Here is a 23,245-nt window from a genome sequence, read left to right as displayed (position 1 = left end):
GTTTATACAACGCGTTTTGCGCCGATATAGCGTTCACCCCAATAGCCAGTATCAAGATCTGCTACTGCTACACCACGACTGGAAGTGGCGCTGATGAACTTGCCATCACCAATGTAAATACCGGAGTGAGATGGACCTGGTTCATATGTTTCAAAGAATACCAAATCCCCTGCTTTTAAGTTTGCACGAGAAACCTCAACACCTACGTTATATTGTTCATCTGCTAAACGTGGTAAAGAAATACCTTGTTTTGCAAATACATATTTAACGTAACCAGAGCAGTCGAAACCACTTGGTGTAGTACCACCAAATACATATGGTACACCGCGGTATTTGTCTGCTTCAGCCAAGATAGCATGAATACTATTTGGTGTTTCATTTTTCGTAATATTATTTAATTTAATATTTTTGCCAGTAATGGATTGACCAGCAACACGACGAGATGTCGCATTGTTGTTTGTGAAAGCGGATTTTGTTGCTACTGCTTTAGTTGCAGCATTTTGAGTCAATACTGCCTTCGTAGAACGAGGAGCGCTCATCAATGCATTATACGTAGCAGGACCTACAATACCGTCCACTGGTAAGCCACGATCTTGTTGGAACAGACGAACTGCCCATTTCGTTTCTTTACCATATACACCATTTTTATCTGTAGCATTATAACCGTGTTTAATTAGTTGTTGTTGAACCGCTGTAACACTTTTGCCCTTATCACCATATTGTAATGTTGTTGCACCTACCATGGCTGTTGTGGCACACACAAAAGTTAATGTTAATGCCGTTATTTTAACCTTACTATATTTTGACTTCATATGCTTCCTTTCCAAAAACTTTTAAAGTAAGTTATTTATTCAAAATATACTAACCGTCTATTTATTTGCATTCACAAATACAGCTAGTCTTCTTTGCTTTTGTCAGTATAAGTCTTAGGTGCCATAAATACATCAGCACTACTAGGTCCAAGTAATGGAGCCTCTTCATGCTCATCAAAGTTTATAGCTGACTTAACCCAATACAAAGGCCGTTGCTTCACCTCTTCAAAAATACGACCTACATACTCGCCAATAATTCCCAGTCCGACGAGTTGAATTCCACCAATGAACAAAATAGATACGCCCAAGGTAGTCCATCCATTCAAGGCTTGACCCGTAAGATATACATACAAGAGGTGTAAAATAAGCAAGAAGCTTAACCCACCACATAGTACACCGACGTACAAAGCAGCCCGTAAAGGAACTCTTGAAAAGGCTGTTACCCCATCGAGAGCAAATCGTATCATTTTGCGCACGCTGAACTTTGAGACCCCTGCAAAACGAGGTGGCGCTACAAAGTGCAACTCAGCTTGTCTATACCCTAAGGCACCAACAATACCGCGCAAGAAACGACCATGTTCTCTGAACCGTTTCAATGTGCCCAATGCTTTACTATTCATGAGGCGGAAATCAGATCCCCCTTCAACAATAGGAACATCGGCCATTTTGTTCATTAGTTTGTAATAATACTTAGACGTGAAAGATTTAGCCCAACTAGCATCTTCAGTTGAATCGCGTATGGTGCGCACTACATCATACCCCGATTCCCACAAACGAACAAGTTCAGGAATCAAAGCCGGTGGATGCTGCATGTCACCGTCCATTGTAATAACTGCATCTCCATGAGCATAATCAAGACCACAAGTAAGCGCAGTCTGATGCCCAAAATTACGAGCAAGCAATAACACTTTGACATGTTTATCATTGTAAGCAATTTCACGCAATATCATAGATGACGAATCACTAGAACCGTCGTCTACGAAGATTAGTTCATAATCGTACGTGAGTCCTGACATAACATCAGTTACAGCTTTATAAAAATTCGCTATGTTCTCTTCTTCGTTATATACAGGCACTACAATAGAAAGTAACATAAATCCTCCAAAGTATTTTACTCACATATTTTAAGTTAATTAGTAAATTAAGGCAAATCGCCAAGGTTAACAATAGGAAAAATAATATCTATAACCCCAGTAATCATGCGATTTCTACAAACTCTATCGACATTCCTCTTCATTTATCCTATATATAAGTTCTATGAATAAGTCGTTATTTTACTTATCTAAATAACTACTCAATAAATCATATTATAAAATAAATTTATATCACTAAAAATCAATGAATTGCTGTTAATTATGATTTAATCGCCAATTAATCAAAATATCAAATATATTTTCAGCTATAAATATAAGAACCTTAACGCACTTCATCTTAAATTCATGAAAATTGAAATAATTTTACTAATCACGCTGTGCATAAACCAATAATATATGGCCCAAAATATGCATAAAATACTAATAATATAAAAAACTAACATTATGGTATTAACAAAATAGATTTACTAGAATCTTTTCATCAATAGAGAAGAAAGAGACCCTTATTAGGGTCTCTTTTATTATAGGCCAGCAGCATCAATCCAAGATTGTAAATCTTCCTCTGCAAGCTCCATATCCTCTTCATATGCACCAGCCACTACAGGATACTTTGAAACCTCTACGGTGTGCAAAATTGAATCATCTCGACCATTTTTAAAGGTTCCAATCCAAATTCCAGAGAATTGAGATTCATACCACTCTACAGGCTGATCAGTTTCATTGAAGTTAATCGTAATATGACCACGGCCAAGTGTTTCTAATACTTCCACTTGTTCTTCCTCTGTGAGCCCTGTTTTCTCAATATAAATTGAATATGTCTCACCCGTTTCTCGCAAGTTTTTAAGAGCTAAACGCAACTCATTTAAAACAGCGCGAACATTACTATAATTCTCAATCATAAATACTCCTATTAGAGATACTCTTTATATCCTATAAACGCATTATTTTAAGTATTAAGCTCTGCAGTTACGCCCCATTCTTGTAGAACATGTAATACCCGCTCTTTAACCTCTGGTAATGCTCGTTGTACAGGCGCACTAGGTTCAAAGCCAATTTCTAATGATTCTGGTTCTACACCAATAACCACTGCATCCTCTAATGGATCCTCTTGAATAGCACGGATACGTAAAATATCTTGCATCCCTACTTCATGTACAGAAATATGCTCTGTAAAATATTGTTCTAATTCCTTATGAGGAAACTCATATATAGTTCCTGGTGCTTCTCCACCATTGATAGCATCTACAAGAAGAATTTTCTTCATTCCACGCATATACGTAAGTAGCTCCATCCCCATCGTTCCACCATCAATAATAGAAATAGACGGTTTAAATGTGAAAGACTCTTTCAACTCTTTTACTACATGAACCCCTAACCCCTCGTCAGTAAGTAATATATTACCTACACCGAGGAGGACGATTTCATTATTACCATCATCATAAAGGCTATTTAAATCAATACGCGGACCCTCAGAGTCCGCGTATTGTTCCAAGCCACTGATGATATCAGTACTTGTATTAGTCATTATCTTGTAATTCTCTTTCTCTAGGATCGTTAGGATCACTTGGACGATATGTAGTACCAGATGGTTTATCGATACGTTCACCACGACGGCGTTTACCGTTTAGATCTTCAATATCGATTGGATCATGTGCATAATACTTCATACCGGAAACCATAGCAGATACTTCGCCGGATTCCTCCATAACGTCTTCTCGGAATGCCATGTACACGTGAACGATAGTAAAGAACAAGAATCCCCACGCAATATAGTGATGAATAATGTGAACCTTATATTCACCACCAAATAATGTAACAACTGGTGCGAATAGGGTTCCTAGAATACCATTAGGATCCACCATTGAATACATTGTAAAGCCCGTTAAGATTTCAAAGAAAAACATTACATATACCATCATATATGCAGTTCTTGCTAAGGAGTTACGAAGCCAATGATGTTCGTGTTTTTGTGGAATCATCAAATAGTGCAATGTAGTTTCTTTAAGACCATACCAATACCGTTTTTGGCGGAATTTAGGTAATAATCTATCTCCTCGATTCCAAAGAGCTCCTGCAAATCGGAAAATAAAGGAGCATGTTAAGATAACCCCTGCAATGAAATGGATACGACGCATAGTTTCCATAGAGAACCAGCCATCAATAGCAAAGGTTGGCTCTGGATTACCTGTGATAGCCGCAAATCCTGGATCACCAATATATAGACCTGTCCAGAATAATGCAGTTACGCTTAGCACCATAGTCCAGTGGAATATGCGCAGCCATAGACTAAATACGACATACGCCTTTTTGTCAGTATGTATTAACATAAGCCCACCACCCTTTATTTACACAATGCATCTGTATTGACGGAAACAATTTTTTCGCCTTTTTTATTGTATAAATGGGTTGCACATGCGAGACATGGGTCAAAGGAGTGAATTACCTTCAAGATTTCAAGTGGTTTATCTGCAATTTTTACATGTGTATCAATCATGGAGTCTTCGTAGGCACCATGTTCATTTGCTGCAGTCTTAGGACATGCATTCCATGTGGATGGTACGATACATTGATAGTTTGCAGAGCGACCATCTTTAATGTGAATCCAGTGGCCCAAACCACCACGAGGTGCATCTACAAGGCCAACGCCTTTAGCATCTTTATCCCATGTATTTGGCTCAAACTTAGTTGTATCAGCCACTGTAGTATCACCATTTTTAATGTTCGCTACAAGTTTATCGAAGAAGTATTGGCTCATATTTGCTGCTACTTGTGCATCAAGGCCACGACATGCTGTACGACCTACCATAGTTGTCATCCATACATGTGCAGGTACGCCCAATACTTGGGATACTGTATCGATTTGACGAACAATCATAGACTCTGCCCAAGTTGGGTCTTTAATGATACCTTGTTTTACTTTTGTATATACAACGATATATTTTGCTAATGGGCCAACCTCTGCAGTTTTACCTTTGAATGTTGGGGATTTAATCCAAGAGTATTTTTTATCTTCATCAAGGAATTCCCATTTTTCTTTTGTACCAGATTTAGGACCTGTAAACTTAGGATCTGTAACACCTTCGATAGGATGAAGAGAGCTTTTACCATCTGGATATGTGAACCAGGAGTGATCAACCTCTTCACTAAGGTATTGAGGATCCATGAAGTCTTTACCTTCTAATGGAATAAATGTAGCTTTATCTACGCCTAAAGCAAAGTTTTCAACTACACCATTGGAGCGAACCACACATTTCTTATGGTAATCGCCATTAGAAATGCCAGAATATGTATCATCTGGGTAATCACCATAAGACATAACACGTTTTTTCGCTAGGCCACCACCATCGACCATGCCCTTTTCTACATACATTTTGCCAATAGCCAATAAATCTGGAACATAGAAATTATCTACTAGATCTTTAGCCAATGCAATAGATTGTTCTACCGCAGCAAGACGTTGTGTATTAATAGGTGCATTCATATCATTCATTGAAATGGAACATGGCATACCGCCAACAATGTAATGCGGATGAGGGTTTTTACCACCAAATACAACGTGTGGAATAACGATATCACGTTGACGGTCAAGAATATTCAAGTAATGGGATACGGCCATCAAATGAACCTCTGGTGGCAATAAATTATAGTCAGGATGATCCCACCATTGAGCGGAGAAGATGCCTAATTGACCAGATTCTACGATTTTCTTAACCTTTTGTTGTACCGCTGCAAAATAGGCAGTGGTAGCTTTAGGGAACTCTTTAGGATATGCAGAGTCTTTAGACGCAGTTTCAGCTGGCGCCAAACCACTTACATTATAAGTAGCTAATACATCATTTTGTAATTGTGCAGTTTTAGCTGGATCTGCACTAAGAGCTGCTACTGGGCTAACCCAGTCAAGAGCATGTAAGTGATAGAAATGTACGATATGGTCATGTACATCTAAAGAGCTATGCATGATATTACGAATATAGTTTGCATTTTTAGGAATAGTAATACCAAGTGCATCCTCTACAGCACGTAACGCTGCCAACGCATGTGTTGTAGTACATACGCCACAAATACGTTGTACGAAAGCCCAAAGGTCACGAGGATCGCGATCTTTAGCAACAAGTTCGATACCGCGCCAAGCAGTACCAGAAGACAATGCGTCCTCTACCTTACCACTCGCTTCATCAACTTTTATTTCTACCCGTAAATGACCTTCAATACGGGAAATCGGATCTACTACTACGCGTTTCATTAGTGACCTCCTCCATTATTATGTTTCTTTTCATCCCATAAGCCTTCTTCTTTTAAGCGTTTTTCTTCTTTCATATCAAGAATTTTATTACGCGTAAGAGTTGCAGCACCATGAACAATAACAGCTGCAGTGGCACCAACAGCAGCTACGGTACCGATTGTATCAGCAGTTGTGATGGTTTTAGCCAATGGAATATCTGGTAAACGTTTATAGAATACGTCATTATCCCAGAAGCCCTTTTCAGAGCAGCCAATACAACCGTGACCGGATTGAATTGGGTAGGATAACCCATTCCACCAACGTAAGTTACCACAAGAATTATATGTTTGAGGTCCACGACAACCTACTTTGTACAAGCACCAACCAGATTTGGATGCATCATCGTCAAATTTTTCAACGAATAGACCAGAGTCAAAGAAGGCACGACGATAGCATGTATCGTGAATACGATTGCCATAAAATTGTTTAGGACGACCTTGAGAATCAAGAGGTGGGATTTGGCCGAATAATGCATAATGCATAATTACACCAGTCATAACCTCTGGAATTGGAGGACATCCAGGAACTTTGATAATAGGCTTACCAGATACAACAGAAGATACAGATACTGTATTTGTTGGATTTGGTTTAGCCGCTTGAATACCACCCCAAGATGCGCAAGAGCCATATTCAATGATTGCTGCTGCACCTTTAGCCGCTTCTAGTAAGGACTCTTTAAATGTACGTCCACCTACTGTACAGTAAACACCATCTTCATCAAGTGGTACGCCACCTTCAACAGCCAAAATATATTTGCCTGCTTTTTCTTTAATGATTTTCTCTAAATGTTCTTCTAATGGTGCACCAGATGCAGCCGCCAAAGTATCATCATATTCAAGGGAAATCATGTTCAAAATTACATCGGATGTAAACGGAGAAGATGAACGAATGAATGATTCACTACAACCAGTACATTCATGACCATGTAACCAAATTACTGTAGGCAATTCAGTTGTTTCAGCTGCCTTAACAACGGTATCTAACATCGTTGGTGGCAAACCGAGAATAGCGGTGAGTGCTACACAGGATTTCATAAATGTGCGTCGACTCAAACGTCGCTCTTGGAAGAGTGTCCATAAACTGTTTATACGATTCTTCACGGAATATAGCCTCCTTACAACAACTTTGCGCAATATATCAATATTACTTAATAAACTACAACCATTATGATGATAATCATATTATGATAATTAATTTTAACATTCAATATATCATAGCTATTATGATAACAATCATATTCTTACAACTTTATTATATCACTTAATAAATGTTAAAACTACAGATTTTAAACAAAAAAACTGTATACAAGAAAATTTATTTAACTTGTATACAGCCTTGTATTATATGATATTGTTAAAAATTTCAATTATCACTAAATTAGATAACTTCCTTGATTAGAGCCTCAAGCACATCAGCTTTCTTGTAACCTACAAGGGAATCAAGCATTTTGCCATCGCGATAGAATACCATGGATGGAATACCATCGATGTCTTCTTTCAACAAAACGCCACGAAGATTTTTATCTTCTGCATCAACACTAAAGAACGTTACTTGTCCTTTCAAACGTTCTGCTACAGCTTCTACCTCTGGACGCATAACAGTGCAAGGTTCGCACCAGGCAGCCCAGAAATCAACAATAGCTAAACCTTTAGAGCCAAGTACTTTTTCATCAAATTCTTGTACACTAGTAATCGCTGTAATTGCCATGAAGTTCTCCTAACAAAGATCTACAATCTTATATACTATAAATTATATCTTAAATATGGAAGCAAGCAATCAATAAGCCGAGTTCTGTTCCGCTTGCGCGGTGACGATTATCTTTCTAGGCGTACAGTCGCCTGCACGCTCGAGCGACACAACCCGGAAGGTAGGCGGGACCACCCTTAACCCTTCCCTATTCGGTCTTGCTCCGGATGGGGTTTACCGAGCCAGCCTGTTACCAAACTGCTGGTGAGCTCTTACCTCACCTTTCCACCCTTACCACTGACGTGGCGGTTTCCTTTTCTATGGCACTTTCCCTAAGGTTACCCTCGCCAGACGTTATCTGGCATCCTGCCCTATGGAGCTCGGACTTTCCTCGAGTCCTATGGACTCGCAACCGTCTTTCATACTTGCTTCAATTCAGTTTATCATAGCTAGCCTATTTGTTGCAAGAAAATGCAATATTATAAGAAAAAGAAATCATTCTGTTCTGTAAAAGCTTTCACAGGAACAGATATATCTTTACTAAGTAAATAGTCACATAAACCGCTAGCAACAATAGATTCTGTGCCAAAATGACCTGCATCAACTACAAGCAATCCAAGCTCTTTAGCTAATTGTGCATCATGATATTTCACATCGCCTGTAACATATGCGTCTACATGCAAGCGAGCTGCATCCTTAATAAATTCAGCACCGGCACCAGAACATAGTGCTATGGATTGAATTTCTTTAGGCGCTATGCCAGCAAAACGAATATTAGCCTCTGGTAATGCTTCCTGTACCCATTCACGGAATGTATCTAAATCTAAGGCGTTTGGTAATCTACCAATACGACCTAAATATTGAGTCGCCTCTTTCGGCTCAACTAAGGATAGTACCTCATAGGCGGCCTCTTCGTAAGGATGTGCATCTTTCATCGCTTCAATGACGTGTTGCAAATGTATACCATCTACCAACGCATTGATTTGTACTTCTGGTACTACTGTCATAGATCCTGCTTCACCCACAACAGGATGAGAGTCATCATTGCCTACAAAACGACCTTCACCATGAGCACTAAAACTACAGTATTCATAGTTACCAATACGTCCAGCCCCAGCAGCTCCCATTGCCATTCGAACCGCATCAGCTGCATTTTCAGGTACAAAGGTAGTTATCTTATACAATGCGTCTTCCCCAGTTTTGATAAAGCCCTTAACATCTATAAGACCTAATTGTTCTGCCAACATATCATTCAAGCCACCAGGTGCAATATCAAGATTGGTATGTGCACTGTACACGGCAATATTATGTTGGATTAATTGATTAATCATTCGCCCTTGCGCCGTATCACAAGACAATTGTTTTAAGCCCTTAAAAATCAACGGGTGATGACTAACAATTAGATTACAGTCATGTTCAATGGCATATGAAATAGCCTCCTCTGTTACATCTAATGTAGTTAACACGCCTGTAACGATAACATTTCTATCACCCACCATGAGGCCCACATTATCCCAAGATTCTGCATAAGAACGAGGGGCCAATTGTTCCATTAAGGTAATAACTTGTTGAACTGTTGTCATAAAGCTCACTTCTTTCTATCTTCTAAAAGTCCGTACAGAAATTCTACTTCACGCTCTAGATCCTTATATTTATCTGTATGGCTCAATTGCTCAGTCATACCATCTAGTGCACATTGTCGTTGATATATTAAGTACTCAATATATTTCGTCCAAAGTGATGGTCGCTCCTGTTCTAAAAGAGCACCTACAGACCATAATAATGAATCCTCTGGCAATGATTGATAAACATCTACGTATTCAGTCATGCCCGTATACGCTTCTACCTGATCATTACGCACTGCTAAAAATGCAGTGTATAGCTTTCCTGCATCTTCAACGATGATTTCAAGGACGATAACATAGCCCTTTTGTACCATATATTGACGTAATTCTTTTTGTCCATTCTGTGGTTGTAATACGTAGAACTCTAAAGGCTCTGGACCGGCGTCTACAATATCGCGCATAAGGTATCCACCCATACCGCAGCAAATGGCACCATTTAATTCGCCCTTCTCTGTTACCTTTAGACCATCACCTAATCGACAATCTACTTTAGAAGTTAATCCACAAGATTGAACATATTCTTTTGCAGATTCTAAAGGTCCTTTATGCACGTCGCCAGCAATAACAAATTCAGCACGATTACGGTTGATGAGTTCTACTGCTAAATATCCATGATCAGTACCAATATCAGCTATAGCATGAGCTTTTGGTACGATTGAAAACACCGCCTCTAAGCGATCCATCATAGGTCTAGGTTCCATAATTCCTCTATTACTATATATAAAAATAACCGCCCTTGAATTCTCAAGGACGGTAGATATCAACATAATTGGTGGGCCCACCTGGGATCGAACCAGGGACCGACCGGTTATGAGCCGGTTGCTCTACCCCTGAGCTATAGGCCCACAGTTAGTTTCTAGCTCATTAATTATACCGAATAGGCTAGTACTAAGTCAAGGCACACCGTATTTCTATAACTGTTTCATGAGCTATATTTTGCCATATTTTCTGCAGTAGAGAACGGGCATAGACAGTAATATAACACAAAAGGGCTGTAACACAGTGCTAGAGAACACTGCATTACAACCCTTAAAAGATCCAACATCTTATAAGAAGTCTTTAATTTTATCGCGTTTACCACGATTGCGCAATTTAGTAAGCGCTTTGCCTTCTATTTGACGAATGCGTTCACGAGTTACATTGAAATGTTGACCTACTTCTTCCAATGTACGAGGTTTGCCGTCCTTCAAACCAAAGCGCAAAATCAATACTTGTTGCTCACGGTCAGTTAAGCATGTAAATACATCTTCAATTTGTTCTTGTAATAAGATGTAGCTAGCTGCATCGTCTGGAGCAATAGCATCTTGGTCCTCAATAAAGTCTCCCAAGTGAGAGTCTTCCTCTTCACCAATTGGAGTTTCCAATGATACTGGCTCTTGTGCGATTTTTTGAATTTCACGCACGCGCTCTACCGTAATGCCCATACCTTCTGCGATTTCTTCTGGTAATGGTTCACGACCTTTATCTTGCAATAATTGTCTGGAAATACGAATCAATTTATTGATTGTTTCTACCATATGTACAGGAATACGAATCGTACGAGCTTGGTCCGCAATAGCACGAGTAATAGCTTGACGAATCCACCATGTAGCATATGTGGAGAATTTATAACCCTTTGTATAATCGAACTTATCTACAGCTTTAATAAGGCCCAAGTTACCTTCTTGAATCAAATCCAAGAATAACATGCCGCGACCTACATAACGTTTTGCAATACTTACAACTAAGCGCAAGTTAGCATCTACCAATTTTTTCTTAGCCTTTTTGGCAAGTTGAATATCTTTATATGTAGCATCTTCTGCTGCGCCAGCTTCAATTTGCTTTGCTAAAACGATTTCTTCATCTGCAGAAAGCAATGGGACACGACCAATTTCCTTGAGATACATACGTACAGGATCATCAATGTTAACACCAGAGTCTACACTTAAATCGATGGAGATATTCTTTTCACTAGAAGTATCTTCTTCATCCTCTTCTTCTGGTTCTATTGGATTAGCGTCCGCATCCTCACTGTCGATATCAGCCACTACTTCAATATTTAATTTACCAAATGTAGTATAAATATCGTCTAATTGTTCCGCAGTAAGTCCAGTTTGCTCATGAAGAGCATCTGAAATCTCTGATTGTGTCAACACGCCGGTTTTTCGGCCTTTTTCAAGAAGTTGTTCTACAATCTCCTCTATTTGACTTTTTTGTACTTTCTTAGCCACAGCGCTCTCCTTCTTACATTATATTACTTAGACCATTCTCTAATTAAGTTCTGTATTTCCTGACACTTATGTAATTCGCTAATAAATGTCGAATCTCCTGCCCGTTTTAATTGATCCGCCATAATTGAATGCGCTTTATACTGTTCACGCAATGAATGAATCCTGATCTTGCGGATTAATCCAGGCACTTGTACCTTATATTCATCGTCACTCATAACAACCAATCTAGAGTAAATATCATACTCCGATGGGGATAAAACAGATTGAATGGCAGTATCATCTAGACGACCTTCTTGTTTAAATAAGGTGAATATCTTTTCTATTATACCTCGATATTCAATTTTTTCAAAGTCTTCTAATGGCAAATAGCTCATCATATGTTGTAACACTTCACCATCTGTAAAGGCTAAGGACAATAATTTTTCTGCATCACCTTTAGGTAAATCCTGTGTTGGCAACGGTGTAGACGCAGTATCAACCAATTCAATTTGTCCTTTTTTTACATAGTCTCGGAAATATCTAAAAATACTACTATTATCAAGCCATAGTGGTAATGCCAATGTCTTTAGAGCATCATCCCGTTGTGTTTGACTATCTATATTAGCAATATATGGGAATACATCAGCCATAACAGCTTGCTTCCCTTCCGTATTATTTGTGTCGTGTTTGATTAAGGACTCACTTAATAAATAATCAAGAGGCTTAACCGCTTTAGCCACTAAATCTTTAAATGCTTGTCCTCCATGATTACGTACATAATCATCTGGATCCTTACCATCTGGCATAGCTAAAACACGCACCTTAAAGTCCGTATTTTGTAATAGTTCTATAGCCCTAGCTGCTGCTTGACGACCTGCGCCATCCATATCATAAGCCAGCACAATTTCATCAGCCTGCCTCATTAAGATATGACCATGATCTCGTGTATAAGCCGTCCCCAGGGATGCTACTACATTAGTAACACCATGGTTATGAGCAGATATAACGTCCATATATCCTTCCACAAGGATAGCCTGTCGCTCTTGACGAATAGATTTATAAGCCTTATCAAAGGCAAATAATAGTTTTCCCTTTTCAAAGATGGCTGATTCTGGTGAGTTTAAATATTTTGGCGTACTGTCATCCATAACACGACCACCAAAGGCAACTACACGACCTTTACCATCCATAATAGGGAACATAATTCGGTTTCTAAAGAAATCGTAAAACTGTCCCTTTTGGTTTTTACGGACCAAATTCAACTCCAAGAGAATAGAATCATTGATGCCACGTTCGTGAAAGGCGCGATACAACTTGTCCCAACCATCTGGAGCAAAGCCTAATTTGAATTTTTCAATCGTATCTTTTGTAAGGCCCCGTTTTTTTAAGTAATCAAGGCCCACCTTACCAATCGATGTTTGAGTAAGGCAGTTATGGAAAAATGTAGCCGCTAATTCTGACGCTTCATATAGTTTTTTTCGTCGTTCATCTCGAGCTCGTTGTTCTGGTGAAAGTTTTGCCTCCGGCAAGGGAATATTAGCACGATTAGCAAGCCGCTCTAGAACCTCTACAAAGCTTAAATGCTCTAGTTCCATGAGGAATTTAATGACATTCCCCGATGCATGACAGCCAAAACAATAATAAAAGCCCTTTTCAGGGGCAACACTAAAGGACGGCGTCTTTTCATTATGAAATGGACAACAACCCCAATAGTTCTTGCCCCGTTTCTTTAAAGCTACATGCTCGGATATTACAGATACAATATCATTTGCATCTTTGATTTGTTCAATCAATTCATTTTCAAAATATCTGCTCATAGCCAACGCCTCCTTCCCTTATATATATTAATTCGATATACAAATAAAAAATCCTCTATTTGTAAAGTAATTTAATCAATTATCGAGTCAACCGGTTTAATAACCGATACGAATCATAGGAATCATCATCTATTAAAAATCAATACATAAGGATTCCTATACTCCGTATCTTTAAATTATATGCAAATGAAATTTGATAATAATAGGCTGCAATGAAATCATTGCAGCCTATATTTATCTCTTATAGCATATTATTTTGCGTAATCCACAACGCGAGTTTCACGAATAATTACGACCTTAATTTGGCCTGGATATTCGAGTTCAGACTCGATGCGTTTTACGATATTCCGAACAAGTAATGTAGACTCAGCTTCATCAATCTTATCCGGTTTTACTACAACGCGAATCTCACGACCTGCTTGAATAGCAAAGCATTTTTCAACGCCTTCGAAGGATTCAGCGATTTCTTCCAATTTAGATAAACGTTTTAAGTAGTTTTCTAATGTTTCTCGACGTGCTCCTGGACGAGCCGCAGAGATAGCATCAGCAGCTGCTACTAATACAGCTTCTACAGATTGGAACTCTTCATCACCATGATGAGCGCCAATGCAGTTAATTACTGCTGCGCTTTCACGATATTTACGAGCCACATCAACACCGATTTGAACATGAGAACCTTCAAGTTCACGGTCTAATGCTTTACCAATATCATGGATCAAACCACCTCGTTTAGCCAATGTTACATCACAGCCTAGTTCAGCTGCCATCAAACCTGCTAAATGAGATACTTCAATAGAATGTTTCAAAACGTTTTGACCGTAACTAGTACGATATTTCAAACGACCTAAAATCTTAACAATTTCAGGATGTAAGCCATGAACATCAGCTTCAAATGTTGCTTGTTCACCAGCTTCTTTAATAGTTTGGTCAACCTCTTTACGAGCCTTACCAACCATTTCTTCAATACGAGCTGGATGGATACGACCATCTACAATCAATTTTTCTAAAGCAATACGAGCCACTTCACGACGAATTGGGTCGAAGCCAGAAAGAATAACTGCTTCTGGTGTGTCATCGATAATCAAATCAATACCTGTTAATGTTTCGAGTGCGCGAATATTACGGCCCTCACGACCAATAATGCGGCCTTTCATTTCATCATTAGGCAATGCCACTACGGATACGGTAGTCTCCGCCACATGGTCAGCTGCGCAACGTTGGATTGCAGAGGAGATAATTTCTTTTGCTTTTTTCTCCGCATCATCCTTAGCTTGCTGCTCCATTTCCTTAACCATAATTGCCGTTTCATGACGAATTTCTTGTTCTACATTTGTTAACAAGATATTCTTAGCTTCTTCAAATGTCATGCCAGAAATACGTTCTAACTCTGCCATTTGTTTTTCATACAAAGCTTCAATCTTTTCACGGCTTTGGGCTAAGTCAGCTTCTTTGCGATGTAAAGCTTCCTCTTTGTGTTCAATATTGTCTAATTTTTTATCCAAAGATTCTTCTTTTTGAAGAATACGACGTTCCATACGTTGAAGTTCAGAACGGCGATCTTTATTTTCTCGTTCTACATCAGAACGGAGCTTATGAATTTCTTCTTTCGCTTCTAATAAAGCTTCTTTCTTTTTAGACTCAGCTGTGCGCTCACCATTTGCGATGATGCGTGCAGCCTCTTGTTCAGCTTGATTCAGTTTTCCTTCAGCAATATTTTTTCTAAAAAAATAGCCTGCCCCTAGTCCAATCAGTACCATTACCACTGCAATTAGACAATACTCTAAAATATGTCCCACATCTTCTAAAATCTGTCTCACCTCCTCTTAAATTCTCAAAATCGAGCTTTCATGCTCCTTTTTATGCCCTTCATGCATTAAATTATCATTTAGCCATATCATCATATAAATAAATAAGGCTATTATTAATTTTAGACTTGAAAGCCCTTTCTGTCAAGATTTTACAAGCCTGGTAAGGCCTCAGAAAAAGTACTATCTATTCATAAAAATCATTGCACACAACTTGGATAGTACTCGTTGAAAACCCTCTATATTTGAGAAAATTAAAGACTTTTACACGAGGAGTGCAGTCCTCATTGAGAATGGAACCAAATTTTTTCTCCACCACACGATAAGCGGCTTTCACTTCATCATAATCAGAGATTTCCGGAGGCACAGTAAGACCTCTAAGTTTCATCTTTTGCTTAATCATGTAGGCGCCGTATTTTTGTTCTTTCATCAAATAGTCTAATACTTGTCCAGACAGGCGCTCATCATTGATATAATCATAGTCTCTAAGGCGTTCGAGGACCCGCTCAATGATTGGGTCCTCGATTTGTTTACGTCTCATTTTTTGTGTCAGTTCATAGGAACTTAGAAATCGTTGAGCTAGGAAGCGATACGCTTGATCCATAGCAGCTTGCATCGTTTCTTCACTCATGATTATACTTCTTCAGTTACTTCTTCACCGATTACATCGATTTCTTCAGTGCCAACCGCTAATGTATCGCGAATAATACGATCAATCTCATCAGCGATTTGTGGATTGTCGAGCAAGTATTGTTTAGCCGCCTCTTTACCTTGGCCCATACGTTCCCCATTGTAGGAATACCATGCACCAGATTTATTGATGATTTCCATATTTGTACCAATATCGATAAGAGTACCTGCTTTAGAAATACCTTCACCATACATCAAGTCAAATTCTGCTGTTTTAAATGGAGGTGCTACTTTGTTTTTAACTACTTTAACTTTAGTGCGAGCACCAACGTTTTCGTTGTTAGCTTTAATAAGTTCACCCTTACGAACATCAAGGCGTACAGAAGAATAGAATTTCAATGCACGACCACCTGTTGTAGTTTCAGGGTTCCCAAACATGACGCCTACTTTTTCACGCAATTGGTTGATAAAGATAACAACAGTTTTAGACTTGCTGATGATACCAGTCAATTTACGCAATGCTTTACTCATCAAACGAGCTTGAAGACCTACGTGAGCATCGCCCATTTCGCCTTCGATTTCAGCTTTAGGAACTAAAGCAGCAACGGAGTCAACTACGACGATATCTACAGCGCCACTGCGAACAAGAGCTTCTGTAATTTCAAGCGCTTGTTCACCATTGTCTGGTTGAGAAATCAATAGATTATTAATATCTACGCCCAAATTACGAGCATATACTGGATCCATCGCATGCTCCGCATCAATAAAAGCCGCAATGCCACCTTGTTTTTGCGCTTCTGCTACAGCGTGAAGCGCTACTGTTGTTTTACCAGAAGATTCCGGACCGTAAATTTCAATTACACGGCCGCGAGGGAAGCCCCCTACACCAACAGCGATATCGATAGCAAGGGAACCAGAGGAGATAACCTCTACATTCATGCGATCTGCTGCTTCACCAAGGCGCATAATAGCGCCTTTACCAAAGTCTTTTTCAATTTGTTTTAACGCGTTATCCAACGCTGCTTGTCTGCCATCTACAGCCATTATTTTATTTCCCCTTTTCTGTTATATAAGTATACACATAATATAGTGCTAGCTCTGCTGCACTTTGTCGAATATCTTCGCGATTACCAATTAAATTAGCCTTGTGAGCTACTGTCCCATGAGGTCCAGTTACACCGAACCACACAAGACCAACTGGCTTCTCAGGGCTACCACCGCCGGGACCAGCTATGCCAGTCGTAGAAACGGCATATGTTGTTTGACCCACAGTTCGTGCCCCCTCTGCCATAGCCTTAGCGACTTGCTCACTTACGGCACCATATGTATCGAGCATGTTTTGAGGTACACCTAGTACACGATGTTTTACATCATTACTATAGGAAATGACACCACCCATATAGTATTCACTACTACCACTCACATTAGTTAGTAACTTACCAACTAATCCAGAAGTACAGGATTCAGCAGTACTAATAGTGCTATGCTCTTCAAGTAATACATGACCAAGTGTTTCCTCCATAGAAACAGTCAAGTCACGTCCTACACGAGCTCCTAATCGCTCTCGAATGATAGTATCCCAAGGATTGAGAAGCGCTTGTGCTGCCTCTAAGGTGTCAGCCTTAGCGGTGATACGAACCTCGATATAGCCCTTTTTAATGAGCAAGGCAATGGTTGGATTCGATTGGTTCTTAATGAGATCCATTAAGGTATTTTCTAAATCAATTTCACGAATATCATATACGCCATATCGATAGGAGGTAACAACACCTTGTGAACCAAATCGATTCATTAAATAAGGCACCACACTATCGTGGAACATACCCTTCATCTCACCAGGAGGTCCTGGCAAAAGTATGTATGTAGTATCGCCATCTTCCACTACAACACCAGGCGCCACGCCTACCGGATTATGTAATACGTTTGCGCCGTCAGGTAACTCAGCTTCTCGACGACTTGCATCGGGTACAGTTCGTTTTACACTTTCAAAGAAATGTTTAACCTCATCCATAGCCTCTTGATTAAATACAATAGGTCGTCCAATAGAATCGGCTAATACATTTCGTGTAATATCTCCTTGCGTTGGTCCTAATCCGCCAGTACTAATAACGATGTCCGCTCTAGTGCTAGCTAATTGAAAGACCTCTGCCATGCGCTTAGGATTATCCCCCACTACAGATTGATGAGCAATAGTATAGCCTAATTTATTTAATTCTTGTGCTAGCCAAGATACATTTGTATTCACTGTATCGCCTAGCAATAATTCTGAACCTGTAGAAATAAGTTCTACAATCATCAGATCACCTCCACAATCGAAAGAATCGAGCTGTGTTTTATTCTACAACCGTAGCTACTACATCGTACGCAAAGCCTTGCTCTACCTGTACCTTAAGAATATCACCAGGTTGAACCTCTTCACCGCAGTCCTCAATGTACATATTACCGTCTACATCAGGTGCTTGAGATTTCAAGCGTCCTTTAGCTAGTAATGTACCATTCTCGCCGTCCTCGATTTCTTCCACCATTGCATAGTCAATAGTACCTTCTAAATCGCGATTATTCTCTTCAGAGATAGCAGCTTGGATGGACATAAGAATATGATAACGTTCTTCTTTAACCTCTTCTGGGACTTGATCTTCACGGGCACCAGCTGGTGTACCTTCCTCTTGAGAGTAGGTAAACACGCCCATATTATCGAATTTGATTTCTTTTACAAAGTCACAAAGTTCTTCAAATTGTTCATCTGTTTCACCAGGGAACCCAACGATGATAGATGTGCGCAATGTAATATGAGTCGGTGCATTTCTAATCTTCTTAAGCAAACATTCAATATCATTACGATCATCACGACGATTCATTTGTTTTAAAATATCGTTATTCACATGTTGCAATGGAATATCTACATATTTACAAAGTTTTGGCTCATTAACGATAATATCTAACAATTCATCGGAGAAGAAAGTTGGATATAAGTATAACATGCGAATCCATTCGATACCTTCTACAGTAGTTAATTCCTTAAGCAATGTAGTCAACAATGGCTTACCATCGTTGAGGTCAATACCATAGCTAGTCGTATCTTGAGCGATAAGAACGACCTCTTTAACACCGGATGCAGCCAATCGTTCTACTTCGGCCTTAATAGACTCGATAGTACGACTGCGGAATGCACCACGCACCTTTGGAATAATACAGAAGGTACAACCATTATTACAGCCTTCAGCAATTTTTACATATGCACTGTACCGAGGCGTTGTTTGAATACGCGGCATACGCTCATCATAAATATTTGTAATATTTTCCATGATACAACTGCGATTGCCATGTTCAATAGCATCAACGGCTACCATAATCTGGTCCCATGCACCTGTACCGATTAAAGCATCAATTTCAGGAATTTCTTGGAATAATTCATCTTGATATTGTTGGCTTAAGCAACCTGCTACAATAAGGCCTTTACATTTACCATCCTCTTTATATTGAGCCACCTCAAGAATAGTATTAATAGACTCGGCTTTTGCTTTCTCAATAAAGGTACAGGTATTTACAACGATAAGATCTGCTTCGCTTAGGTCCTCTGTAATCGTATAGCCATTATCTTTCAATAAGCCTAACATTACCTCTGTATCTACTAAGTTTTTAGCACAACCTAGGCTAACATACCCTAATTTCTTACCCATTCTATATCCTTTCATAACTAGTTTATTTCTCAATTTACTTCCTGTAATAGGATCTATATAACTGAGTTACTCCTTGCGGAAGCGCACTTGGCTAACCCAGTGATTTAACAATAACTTTTTACCATCTATAGTGTAACCACCATTAACAGGCCATAAAATCAACTCGTGCCCCAATGAGTCTTTTGGCTCATCCATTTCTGGATTCGTAAATATATAGGTGAAATTATTTTCAACCATATATTTTGCAGTCTTTGTGGATAACAACCAATTAATAAATTCAACGCTATCTGCTTTATGTTTTGAATTTTTTAATACAGCAGCGCCAGTTACATAATAAGATGTTCCATCTGTTGGGTATATAACCTTAATCGGATATCCATGACGAGTATATTGGGCCGCATCAGACAAATTACCAATGCCGATATTAGACTCTCCTAACGCAGTTAAGCGAACTGGAGTAGACAAGAACTTGGCATGTTGTATTATATGTGGCTTTATGCTATATAAATAGTTCAGTGCCTCAGGCTCGCCTCTATATTCCACCATGTTATATAACAAATTAGCTGCATTTTGGGATGCTACAAAATCGGTCATCACAATAGACCAATCACCTTGTTTGCCCAATGTATCCCAAGTAGTAATATATTTACCTATCCCATTGTAGAAGGTGTCATTTTGAACAAATACAATAGGATCATACCAAAGACCTACCCAATACCCATTTATATCTTTTAGATTATCACGTACTTCGTCAATTCTCTCATTAACGATAGGTGCATATTTCCCTGCATTTGCCCCTACAACGAGATTATCTTCAGAGGTAAGTACCAGATCACCAGATGTATCAGCTACATTTGAAGCCGACCGTTGGGCCATTTGCTCTTCTGTAAGAGGCATAACTGTAACTTTTACATTTTTCTCCTCTTCATAACGATCGGCAAGCAATGTAGTTATATTGTTCGGCAAGTCTGTATAAACTGTAATCTCACCACGAACAGGTTCTTTTGCATGTTCTAACTGTTCTTGATGGTAAAAGTTTACGCCATAGGTTAACATTCCTATAACAAATAGGGCTAAAACGCCCGGAGCAATCCACCGTTTCATATATGCCTCCTATAAGACATAACGTATTCCCAAACCAGAATAGACAAAACTATTCTCCATTATTAACGACTACCACGTCCTCGATTACTATTAGATGGGCGACTTTTGGTCATGCCATTACGAGAGGGTCTACCCTTACTACTTTTCTCACTAGACTGACGTCCGTTGCGACGATCATTATTCTTCCCACTATTACGAGAACCACTAGATTGACTAGGACGATTAGTCCGACCAATTGGGCGTGGTGGAATCAAATATTCAGGTCCAAACCCTATCAAGTCACGTCGATTAGCTTCAATGAGCGCCTCTTTTACAAGGTCATAATTTTCAATATTTTTATATTGCATTAAGGCCCGCTGCTTAGCTTTATCTCTACCTTTTTTGGCAACATATACAGGTTTTCCATCCAGTGGGTTAATGCCCGTATAGTACATACATGTCGATAAGCTCCCCGGCGTAGGAATAAAGTCTTGCACTTGTTCTGGATACATATGTTGATCACGTAAGAACTCAGCTAATTCAATAGCATCTTCCAAGGCACAACCTGGATGAGAGCTCATAAAATATGGTACTAAATATTGCTTCTTACCAAGCTTTTTATTGGCCTCTTCAAACCAAGATTTAAAGGTGAGGAACTCTTCCTTACCAGCTTTGCCCATCATATTGGTAACGCGTTTAGAAACATGTTCTGGCGCTACTTTTAATTGTCCACTTACATGAAATTCACAAAGCTCGCGGACAAAATCTTTATTGTTATCCGCTAGAACATAGTCATAACGCAAGCCAGAACGAACAAATACCTTTTTTACGCCTTTTAGCTTACGTAATTTACGGAGTAAAGCAATATAGTCATCATGGTTTGTATTTAGATTTTCACAAGGCTCTGGAGCAGCACAAGTACGACCTTTACAAGCACCATATACAGCTTGTTTGTCACAAGCTAAATGACGGAAGTTCGCCGTAGGGCCCCCAACATCATGAATATATCCTTTAAAGTTATCCATATTAATCATAGTTTGAGCTTCATCAAGTAAAGACTCATGACTACGATTTTGGATGATACGACCTTGATGATTGGTTATTGCACAGAATGAACAGCTACCAAAGCACCCCCGTTGACTTACAAGGCTAAACTGTACTTCGCTTAATGCTGGTACGCCACCCTTATCGTCATATTTAGGATGCCACTTGCGAGTATACGGCAAGTTATATACGCCATCCATTTCCTCCTGCGTAAGTGGCAATGCAGGTGTGTTTTGAACAAGATATCTATCGCCATGTTTTTGTACTACTATACGACCATAGAATGGATCTTGTTCATCATACTGCATACGGAATGCATCAGCAAAAGCCATCTTATCCGCTTTAATTTCCTCAAAAGATGGACACTCAACATAGTCTATAGTAGGGATTTCCTTGGCCATATAACAAATACCGCGAATAGATGGCAAGGACTCTTTAAATCTACCTTGATCTAACGCATCAGCTAATTCTACAATTTGAAGTTCACCCATACCATAAATGAGTACATCTGCCTTTGAATCAACTAAAATAGAACGACGCACAGTATCTGACCAATAATCATAATGACCAAATCGGCGTAAGGACGCCTCTATGCCACCGATAATAAGAGGCACATCACTGTAAGCCTCCTTCATACGATTCGCATATACCAAGGTAGCTCGATCTGGGCGATGGCCCGCTTCACCACCTGGAGAATAGTCATCTTGTCGACGAATTTTCTTTGCCGCCGTAAATTTATTGAGCATTGAATCTAGATTCCCTGCCGTAACAAGGGATGCTAGACGCGGTTTACCAAGTTTTTTGAAAGCCTCTACATAATTCCAATCTGGTTGATCTATAATGCCTACACGATACCCTTTGGATTCTAAGTATCTGCCGATAACTGCAGGTGCAAAGGAAGGATGGTCAACATAGGCGTCCCCACTAATGAGGACAAAATCTAATTCGGCCCAACCTCGTTCCTTCATATCCGAAGGTTCTGTTACTAAAAATCTATCCATTGATTGTGTAAATGCCTTTCTATCATTCCTAATCAACTATTAGAAAAGGAATAACCACAGTAAAAATAATGCCATACAGAATAAAATAATGCCTAAAATAATACGTTCCTGAACGATAGAACGTTGGCGTTTTCGTTGTCGCGTTTCTAAAGACATACGCTTCTTAGAGGTTTGGTATTCAACGAATTCGCTTTGTACCAAATTTGGCGCTGCTTGTGCCTTCTGACGCGTCACAGAACGCAAAGAAAACGTATCAATATCTCCTACTTGACTTTGGTAGGCTTTTACCAAGCGATCCCCATCAAGATCTAAATAATTACCGTAATTACGAATAAAGCCTTTTACGTAGACCTGACCAGGAATGATGTCATACTTACCATCTTCGATAGCTTCCAAATAGGTTGTTTTAATGTGCAGTACTTGCTCTACATCTTTAAAGGTTAAATTACGTCTTACTCGTTCACGTCGTAATTCTTCGCCTAATTCAGCCATTTTCG

20 protein-coding genes, 1 tRNA gene and 1 other RNA gene are annotated in these 23,245 nt (G+C 39.3%); all 22 read right to left on the bottom strand.

The window, feature by feature from the left end:
- Positions 1–2: 2 nt before the first annotated feature.
- Positions 3–812: a C40 family peptidase gene (locus tag MOQ65_RS00950; RefSeq protein WP_105094499.1), complete on the bottom strand. Its 810-nt coding sequence runs from the start codon at positions 810–812 to the stop codon at positions 3–5.
- Positions 813–895: 83 nt separating this feature from the next.
- Complete coding sequence (locus MOQ65_RS00940) at positions 896–1,906, bottom strand: glycosyltransferase family 2 protein (protein WP_257846380.1); 1,011 nt, start codon at positions 1,904–1,906, stop codon at positions 896–898.
- A 521-nt stretch (positions 1,907–2,427) separates the two neighbouring features.
- A complete protein-coding gene (locus MOQ65_RS00935; protein WP_060923948.1) occupies positions 2,428–2,805 on the bottom strand; it encodes a hydrogenase expression/formation C-terminal domain-containing protein in 378 nt (125 codons plus the stop codon).
- A gap of 47 nt (positions 2,806–2,852) precedes the next feature.
- Complete coding sequence (locus MOQ65_RS00930) at positions 2,853–3,431, bottom strand: HyaD/HybD family hydrogenase maturation endopeptidase (protein ID WP_257846379.1); 579 nt, start codon at positions 3,429–3,431, stop codon at positions 2,853–2,855.
- On the bottom strand, positions 3,424–4,233 hold the full coding sequence (gene cybH / locus MOQ65_RS00925) for a Ni/Fe-hydrogenase, b-type cytochrome subunit (protein ID WP_119206473.1): 810 nt from the start codon (positions 4,231–4,233) through the stop codon (positions 3,424–3,426). Before cybH ends, MOQ65_RS00930 begins: the two co-directional genes overlap by 8 nt.
- 14 nt (positions 4,234–4,247) lie before the next feature.
- On the bottom strand, positions 4,248–6,149 hold the full coding sequence (locus MOQ65_RS00920) for a nickel-dependent hydrogenase large subunit (RefSeq protein WP_257846378.1): 1,902 nt from the start codon (positions 6,147–6,149) through the stop codon (positions 4,248–4,250).
- The gene (locus MOQ65_RS00915) at positions 6,149–7,288 is read right to left on the bottom strand and encodes a hydrogenase small subunit (RefSeq protein ID WP_060923952.1); all 1,140 of its coding nucleotides are present in this window, start codon (positions 7,286–7,288) and stop codon (positions 6,149–6,151) included. Before MOQ65_RS00915 ends, MOQ65_RS00920 begins: the two co-directional genes overlap by 1 nt.
- A 277-nt stretch (positions 7,289–7,565) precedes the next feature.
- The gene (locus MOQ65_RS00910) at positions 7,566–7,895 is read right to left on the bottom strand and encodes a thioredoxin family protein (protein ID WP_119206471.1); all 330 of its coding nucleotides are present in this window, start codon (positions 7,893–7,895) and stop codon (positions 7,566–7,568) included.
- Between the two features lie 57 nt (positions 7,896–7,952).
- An RNA gene (gene rnpB, locus MOQ65_RS00905) (RNase P RNA component class A) lies at positions 7,953–8,303 on the bottom strand.
- A gap of 50 nt (positions 8,304–8,353) precedes the next feature.
- The gene (locus tag MOQ65_RS00900) at positions 8,354–9,457 is read right to left on the bottom strand and encodes a Nif3-like dinuclear metal center hexameric protein (protein ID WP_257846377.1); all 1,104 of its coding nucleotides are present in this window, start codon (positions 9,455–9,457) and stop codon (positions 8,354–8,356) included.
- Positions 9,458–9,462: 5 nt separating this feature from the next.
- Positions 9,463–10,200: a tRNA (adenine(22)-N(1))-methyltransferase gene (locus MOQ65_RS00895; protein WP_213466875.1), complete on the bottom strand. Its 738-nt coding sequence runs from the start codon at positions 10,198–10,200 to the stop codon at positions 9,463–9,465.
- A 69-nt stretch (positions 10,201–10,269) separates the two neighbouring features.
- Positions 10,270–10,344: transfer RNA gene (locus MOQ65_RS00890), tRNA-Ile, on the bottom strand.
- A 201-nt stretch (positions 10,345–10,545) separates the two neighbouring features.
- Positions 10,546–11,709 (bottom strand): RNA polymerase sigma factor RpoD, encoded by a 1,164-nt coding sequence (rpoD, locus tag MOQ65_RS00885; protein WP_105094509.1) that lies wholly within the window; start codon positions 11,707–11,709, stop codon positions 10,546–10,548.
- A gap of 23 nt (positions 11,710–11,732) precedes the next feature.
- The gene (gene dnaG, locus MOQ65_RS00880; protein ID WP_257846376.1) at positions 11,733–13,505 is read right to left on the bottom strand and encodes a DNA primase; all 1,773 of its coding nucleotides are present in this window, start codon (positions 13,503–13,505) and stop codon (positions 11,733–11,735) included.
- Between the two features lie 251 nt (positions 13,506–13,756).
- On the bottom strand, positions 13,757–15,301 hold the full coding sequence (gene rny, locus MOQ65_RS00875) for a ribonuclease Y (RefSeq protein ID WP_105094511.1): 1,545 nt from the start codon (positions 15,299–15,301) through the stop codon (positions 13,757–13,759).
- A 196-nt stretch (positions 15,302–15,497) separates the two neighbouring features.
- The gene (locus tag MOQ65_RS00870) at positions 15,498–15,941 is read right to left on the bottom strand and encodes a regulatory protein RecX (RefSeq protein ID WP_257846375.1); all 444 of its coding nucleotides are present in this window, start codon (positions 15,939–15,941) and stop codon (positions 15,498–15,500) included.
- Positions 15,942–15,943: 2 nt separating this feature from the next.
- Positions 15,944–16,984, bottom strand: coding sequence for a recombinase RecA (gene recA, locus MOQ65_RS00865; protein WP_105094512.1), 1,041 nt, complete (start codon positions 16,982–16,984; stop codon positions 15,944–15,946).
- A gap of 4 nt (positions 16,985–16,988) precedes the next feature.
- Entirely contained in the window at positions 16,989–18,236 is a 1,248-nt protein-coding gene (locus MOQ65_RS00860) for a competence/damage-inducible protein A (RefSeq protein ID WP_257846374.1), read from the bottom strand.
- Between the two features lie 37 nt (positions 18,237–18,273).
- Entirely contained in the window at positions 18,274–19,620 is a 1,347-nt protein-coding gene (gene rimO / locus MOQ65_RS00855; protein ID WP_257846373.1) for a 30S ribosomal protein S12 methylthiotransferase RimO, read from the bottom strand.
- Between the two features lie 66 nt (positions 19,621–19,686).
- Positions 19,687–20,724, bottom strand: coding sequence for an ABC transporter substrate-binding protein (locus MOQ65_RS00850; protein WP_257846372.1), 1,038 nt, complete (start codon positions 20,722–20,724; stop codon positions 19,687–19,689).
- Between the two features lie 62 nt (positions 20,725–20,786).
- The gene (locus MOQ65_RS00845; RefSeq protein WP_257846371.1) at positions 20,787–22,748 is read right to left on the bottom strand and encodes a YgiQ family radical SAM protein; all 1,962 of its coding nucleotides are present in this window, start codon (positions 22,746–22,748) and stop codon (positions 20,787–20,789) included.
- Positions 22,749–22,787: 39 nt separating this feature from the next.
- On the bottom strand, positions 22,788–23,240 hold the full coding sequence (locus MOQ65_RS00840; protein ID WP_005386075.1) for a helix-turn-helix domain-containing protein: 453 nt from the start codon (positions 23,238–23,240) through the stop codon (positions 22,788–22,790).
- Positions 23,241–23,245: the final 5 nt, after the last annotated feature.

This window comes from Veillonella faecalis (assembly GCF_024677885.1).
GTDB classification, from domain to species: Bacteria; Bacillota; Negativicutes; order Veillonellales; family Veillonellaceae; genus Veillonella; species Veillonella nakazawae.
This window is presented reverse-complemented; position numbering and strand designations above follow the sequence as displayed.